The sequence below is a fragment of the Cellvibrio sp. genome (assembly GCF_053579595.1).
This window is the reverse complement of record NZ_JBRFPI010000254.1, coordinates 1,420-6,745: the sequence shown is the minus strand read 5'-3', so window position 1 is coordinate 6,745 and position 5,326 is coordinate 1,420. Positions and strand designations below refer to the sequence as shown.

The 5,326-nt window shown below is 46.7% G+C and carries 6 protein-coding genes and 2 pseudogenes; 4 read left to right on the top strand and 4 right to left on the bottom strand.

Features of this window, described 5'->3' with window-relative positions; all coding sequences use genetic code 11:
• Positions 1-299, bottom strand: a pseudogene (locus ACWA6V_RS14835) (DUF72 domain-containing protein); the annotation flags it as partial.
• Between the two features lie 126 nt (positions 300-425).
• Here ACWA6V_RS14835 and ACWA6V_RS14830 point away from each other — a divergent pair.
• From ACWA6V_RS14830 to ACWA6V_RS14815, 4 genes are all read left to right on the top strand, one after another.
• Positions 426-1,316 (top strand): AEC family transporter, encoded by an 891-nt coding sequence (locus ACWA6V_RS14830; protein WP_449523219.1) that lies wholly within the window; start codon positions 426-428, stop codon positions 1,314-1,316.
• A 64-nt stretch (positions 1,317-1,380) separates the two neighbouring features.
• Positions 1,381-1,986, top strand: a complete 606-nt coding sequence (locus ACWA6V_RS14825; RefSeq protein ID WP_449523218.1) for an aspartyl/asparaginyl beta-hydroxylase domain-containing protein — start codon at positions 1,381-1,383, stop codon at positions 1,984-1,986.
• Complete coding sequence (locus tag ACWA6V_RS14820; RefSeq protein ID WP_449523217.1) at positions 1,983-3,134, top strand: sulfotransferase family protein; 1,152 nt, start codon at positions 1,983-1,985, stop codon at positions 3,132-3,134. The genes ACWA6V_RS14825 and ACWA6V_RS14820 overlap by 4 nt, the downstream gene beginning before the upstream one ends.
• 1 nt (position 3,135) lies before the next feature.
• Positions 3,136-3,654, top strand: a complete 519-nt coding sequence (locus ACWA6V_RS14815) for a GNAT family N-acetyltransferase (protein WP_449523216.1) — start codon at positions 3,136-3,138, stop codon at positions 3,652-3,654.
• A 4-nt stretch (positions 3,655-3,658) separates the two neighbouring features.
• Here the strand turns inward: ACWA6V_RS14815 and ACWA6V_RS14810 are convergent, their stop codons facing one another.
• The 3 genes and pseudogenes from ACWA6V_RS14810 to ACWA6V_RS14800 all read right to left on the bottom strand — a co-directional run.
• Positions 3,659-4,651 carry a YkgJ family cysteine cluster protein gene (locus tag ACWA6V_RS14810; RefSeq protein WP_449523215.1) on the bottom strand — a complete coding sequence of 331 codons (993 nt, stop codon included), beginning with the start codon at positions 4,649-4,651 and terminating at the stop codon, positions 3,659-3,661.
• 67 nt (positions 4,652-4,718) lie between these two features.
• Positions 4,719-5,030: a DUF6916 family protein gene (locus tag ACWA6V_RS14805; protein WP_449523214.1), complete on the bottom strand. Its 312-nt coding sequence runs from the start codon at positions 5,028-5,030 to the stop codon at positions 4,719-4,721.
• Positions 5,031-5,105: 75 nt separating this feature from the next.
• Positions 5,106-5,326: pseudogene (locus tag ACWA6V_RS14800) on the bottom strand (hypothetical protein); the annotation flags it as partial.

Genomic DNA, 5,326 nt, shown 5'->3' with positions numbered 1-5,326 from the left:
GCGACGTTTAAGGCGCGGTAAAAACTGCGATCAACACTGACCGTGCGAAACAACGGGTGCTGTGCGTAAGCTGCGAGTCCGTAGCGCGACAGATTGGTTTCGGGATATTCGCCATTCCACACCAGGCCATCCCAGCCGGGATAATTCCATGAGGAAGTGCCCAAGCGTAAATGTGGTGGAAGCGATTTGGCCAACTCGATCCATTCGGGATCAGGCATAGCGGGTTCCACATTCCGGCTGGATTTTTTGACGGTTTTGGTGATGTTCTGTTCTGGCTCGCCAAAGAAAGAGTTCTGCATAAATACTATCTGCGTGAAGCGTTGCGATGACGGCAGCATATAGAAGCGTTTTTCTCGTGTCAGCTATCGCCAACCTGTTAGTTCCCAGTAATATGCGCGCCTCTGTTGCTGATTGCGGATTTTTCTATGTTGAGCGAACTGCTCGCTATTCTTGCGCCCATTATGATTTCGGTAGGTGCGGGTTTTGTTTGGGGTAAAACCGGCACTGAATTTCCCTCGGATTTTATCTCCCGTATTGTGATGAACATTGGCACGCCCTGTTTGATCATCAGTGTGATGGCGAAAGTAAAAATTGATCCATCGGTGATGGGGCAGGTGGCGCTTGCCACGGCAATCGTCATGACCGCCATGGGGTTAATTGGTTGGGCCTTATTGCGCTGGATGAAATTGGAAATCGGTACTTATCTCCCGCCATTAATTTTTCCCAACAACGGCAATATGGGTTTGCCCCTATGTTTGTTCGCCTATGGACAAACCGGCCTCGCGCTTGCGCTGGGTTCCTTTATGGTGATGATGGTTGCGACCTTTACGGTCGGATTATTATTAGTCACCACCAGTGATGGCGGTATTTTTAAACGCATGGCGGCCATCGCCAAACAGCCGGTGATTTATTCGATGATCATTGCGGTCATCTTGCTCGTCACCCACACTGAGTTGCCGCGCTGGATTAGCAACACCCTCGATCTGCTCGGAGGCATCGCAATTCCCTTGATGACCATTGCGCTCGGTGTTTCCCTCGCCACATTAAAAATTCATTTTTGGAAACGCAGCCTGCTGTTTAGTTTGCTGCGTGTGGGTGGCGGGCTGTTGTTCGGGTTTGTCGTATGCGAATTAATGGGCATCACCGGCGTATCGCGTAATGTGGTGTTATTGCAATCTGCCATGCCTATAGCAGTATTCAATTATTTGCTGGCGCTGCGTTATGATCGCCGCCCTGAAGAGATCGCGGCGATGGTGCTGGTATCCACACTGGTGGCATTTATTGGGTTACCTTTTTTACTGCTAGCGATTTTATAAGCCTGTTTGTGGGTAGAGGTATTAGTCAGAAAAGGATTTCATTCAATGAATAAGAGCATTGCGAATGGAAAATCCGGTTATTTCTTTTGTAAAACTACCTTGTGCTATTCAACTCGCCTTACTTCAGGCAGAGGTTGAATCACTGTTGCACCATCCGGCGCTTGTTGAAGCCTGGGTCGATCACGTTAATAAAAATGATTACGCCGGTGGTTGGGATGTATTACCTCTGCGCTGCCAGCAACAACACCTGAATGCACATCCTATCTTGCAAGGTTTCGCTATTGCCGATGGCGATGACTGGGAAAACTTGCCGGTGTTGGAGCAGTGCCCGGCAATCGCCTCCATTTTTAATCAACTGCAATGCCCCATTAAAGCCGCGCGCTTAATGCGCTTAAAAGCCGGTGCTGAAATAAAGCCCCATCGCGATCATGAGCTAAGCATCGAATTTGGTGAGGCGCGTTTGCATGTGCCGATTCACACCAGCGCTGCGGTGAGTTTTATCGTGGATAACAAAACAATTCCTATGCGCGCGGGCGAGCTGTGGTACTTCAATGCGGATCAGATACATGAAGTTTACAATCGCGGCAGCGAAGACCGAATTAATCTGGTGATTGATTGCGTCGCCAATGAATGGTTGTGCAAGCAAATTCGTTCGGGAGTATCGCAGTGAGTGATTTTTTTTCGGCTTACTGCGAACTGATCAGTTCGCCCGCACAATTGGCGCGCTGCCAAGAGGCGACTTCGGTTAGCGAATTGTTGGCAATCATTAAAAACCTGTGGCAACAAGCAGAGCTGAGTGATGATCAATTACTTGCTGAATTGGCGCAACTAAACCAACTTGTTTTAGATGGCGATAAAATTCAATTGGCAGGAAATTGGTTGCCTTATCGCTATCATGCAAAAAACCGCTGCATTCATTGGTGCTTGCCTGCCGGACATGCCACTGAGCCATTTCAGGATGAAACTATTTCCCGTTATCGACAAACTGTTTTAGTTAATCAATTCATTACACCTAAAACTGCTTTGTCGTCGCTGGATATTCAAGCGCAGGCTGTGCAATTCATAACACCGGCAGGATTTATTTTTCATTTGTCCCGTTGCGGTTCAACGCTGATTTCCGGTTGTTTGTCCGAGTTAGATACTACTTGCGTGTTTTCTGAATCCCCGGTGTTAACCGAAATCCTGCTAGATCAAACGCTCGAAGAGGCTGCCCAGCAACAACATCTGCAGCAGCTTATCAATTTACAAGCGAGTGTATTTCCTACGCGGCCAGATGTTGTTATTAAATGGAATGCCTGGGATATTTTCCGTTGGGATTTGATTCGCGCAATTTATCCGCAAGTACCGGTGATTTTTTTGGCGCGTAATCCGGTGGAGATTTTGGCTTCGCATCAGCGCTCGGCAGGGCGGCATATGAGTGGTGATTCTGTGCTGGCTGCACATTATCCTGAATTGGCTCCTCCGGTTAAGGATGAGAATATATTGGATTTTCGTGTTCGCGTGTTAGCGGTATTGTTAACCATGATGGAAAAGCATTGTCATGAAGTCAGTGTGAAAATTGTTGATTATGTTCAGGTAGACTTAAATAAAATATACGCGATTTGCAATTATTTTGCGCTTACTAAGAGCAGTGGGAGAATGCTATTAGTAGCGCAAAGAATGCAAGTTAACGCTAAATCATTAGGGCAGAGCTTTTGTGGCGACTCCGAGCAAAAGCGCGAACATTTTTCTGCTCCAGACAAAACACTTATTGAAAGTCGTTTGCTACCCCTCTATGAACAGGTGGTGTCATCGGCGCTAATCGAAAGGAAAGAATGAGATGCAAACAACAATGTCATTACCCGATGGTCTAGGGTTGCGTATCGCAAAATCATCAGATCAGATTTTTATTGAGAGTCTGTTTCAATCGACCCGTGAATTTTTATATCAGGCGGATGCGGAAAAAGAGTATGTCGATATGGTGATAGATCAGCAGCGGTATCTGCAAACCGAAGGCTATGGCAAACAATTTCCTAATGCCTACACCATGATTGTGGATAAGCAGCAAGAATCAATTGGAAAAATCGTTTTGGATTTTGGTGCAAATCTGGTGCACGTATTGGATCTTGCATTAATTCCTGCTGCGCGTGGCAAGGGTTATGGCAAGGCTGTGTTACAGGCTATCCAATATGTTGCGCAGCAACAAATGCTACCAGTGGGGTTATCTGTAGATGTCTATAATTTTCCGGCGAAGAAACTCTATTTGTCGCTCGGGTTTCAGGTTGCAGAGCAAACGCCGACGCATGAATTTATGCTGTGGTATCCCGCTGCTGCTATGCAGCGGATTTTCACCGGTTGAGGTTTTATACTTTTGCCAGTTTCGCTTCAACGATTGCCCGTACTTGTGTAGCCTCGGGTGTTTGTATAAGAACGCCTTCGCTGTTAAAGAGAAGTAGCTCTTCAATTAAGTCAAATTCAGTTTTTGCGAGCCTAATGTAATTTTCCGGGCGAACCTTGGCTGTTGTTTTACGATAATAACAATCCTGTTCAGGATAATAGCGGCATATCTGCGGGCGTTCTGGTTGGTCATAAATACTGCAGCGATTGCCCTGTAAATGAGAGCAGGGCGTTTTCACCAATAGTGACCAACCCCGGTCAGAAATGACAATCTGTGTGCCCGGAAAGTTCAAGCAATAGCGCAGGTAGTCAATATCTTTAAATTGTGTTGGTGTTTTAAAGGGCACAGACAGATGAGTGCAACACCAGCTGCTGCAGCTATCACAAATCGTGCGATATTGACTCAGACTAAAACTTTGTTGTTCAGGTGGAAAATGTTGTCGCTCACTGGCGATTAGCCAATTCGTGTAGGGTGCGTCTGGTACCGCTGCGGTTTGTTGTTGGGTGGATGCGGTTACGTATTCGATTTGCCCCATAAAGTGCGCGAGGTTATTCCATTGTGGTGGCATTATTTCGCCACTGGCACCAAATTCCAATGCCGGTATTAATGCCTGCCAACGCTGCGCATTCATCCAGATTGCATCGGTCTTCGGTTGCTGTTTATCCACCATGTTGGGTTTAAAGTAGCAGCTATAGGGGCTGTAATTAACACATACCAGCGGTTGCTCCGGTTGGTTGTGGATGTTGCAGCCAGACTCTTTCGAAAAATGTTGGCATTGACTGCGAAAGTAAATATGGCAATACCAATTCGGGTTTAACGTCACTTCGATATTGCTGAAGTTAGCAAAATAAATCGCCTGGTCCAGATCTTTTGCGGTGCGAACCGGAAAATTAAAAATTTCCAAATGGGAGCAGCAGGGTGCTTCTGTGCAGCTCATACAAGGTGAGGTACTTATCATGGCAAAGCCCATTGTTATATCGCAGAATCAAGTAAAAAATAATGAGTAAATTGCGCGTCAGTAAAATTTAATTGAAGACTGCCTGATAATGTGGACGAGTATCGCGAGGATCGGGCGGCAAAATGCGGTTGACGTAAATATCCGGCAAATCGCCCAGTGTAGGGTGCTTCAACGTAAAACAATTATCGGCAATCGCCATATTATCGTCAGCACAAAATAACAAACTGAATGGAGTGCGCAGGCTGTTGTTGTGAGCTGCTTGTGGAAATTCTTCCACTGAAATAAGGCGCAAATTTGCGGCTGTAGTAGCTTTAAATGTGAGTTGAAACAGGTGGTTTATATGTGGCCCGAAGTGGGCGCTAGTCAAGGTTGCTAACATAGGAGTTGTTGGTCAAAAGCAGAACGTGAACGATTAATCTTTGCCAGTTCCGTTGGCAAAGATCGCATTTGCAAATTAATTGCGTGACGGGAAAACACCTGCAAGTGCGATGCAGTAATTCATTCCCAAATAAGGGTTTAGAATATTGAAGGGCTGGTTGCCGCCCGCAGTGCCGCAGGTTGCCGTTGCGGTTGCAGCGTTACTGCCAAGTTGTACCGTAGTTCCTGCTGAACTGCTATAGAGTCCGCCTTTGCTCACACCGGGGCCGGCGAAGATGAGCGGGACCTTGGTGCCGC

What these genes read in the sequence shown, in the direction of transcription:
- ACWA6V_RS14805 (WP_449523214.1), bottom strand. Translation starts at nt 5,030, where the DNA reads ATGTTAGCAACCTTGACTAGCGCCCACTTCGGGCCACATATAAACCAC.
- ACWA6V_RS14815 (WP_449523216.1), top strand. Translation starts at nt 3,136, where the DNA reads ATGCAAACAACAATGTCATTACCCGATGGTCTAGGGTTGCGTATCGCA.
- ACWA6V_RS14830 (WP_449523219.1), top strand. Translation starts at nt 426, where the DNA reads ATGTTGAGCGAACTGCTCGCTATTCTTGCGCCCATTATGATTTCGGTA.
- ACWA6V_RS14810 (WP_449523215.1), bottom strand. Translation starts at nt 4,651, where the DNA reads ATGATAAGTACCTCACCTTGTATGAGCTGCACAGAAGCACCCTGCTGC.
- ACWA6V_RS14825 (WP_449523218.1), top strand. Translation starts at nt 1,381, where the DNA reads ATGGAAAATCCGGTTATTTCTTTTGTAAAACTACCTTGTGCTATTCAA.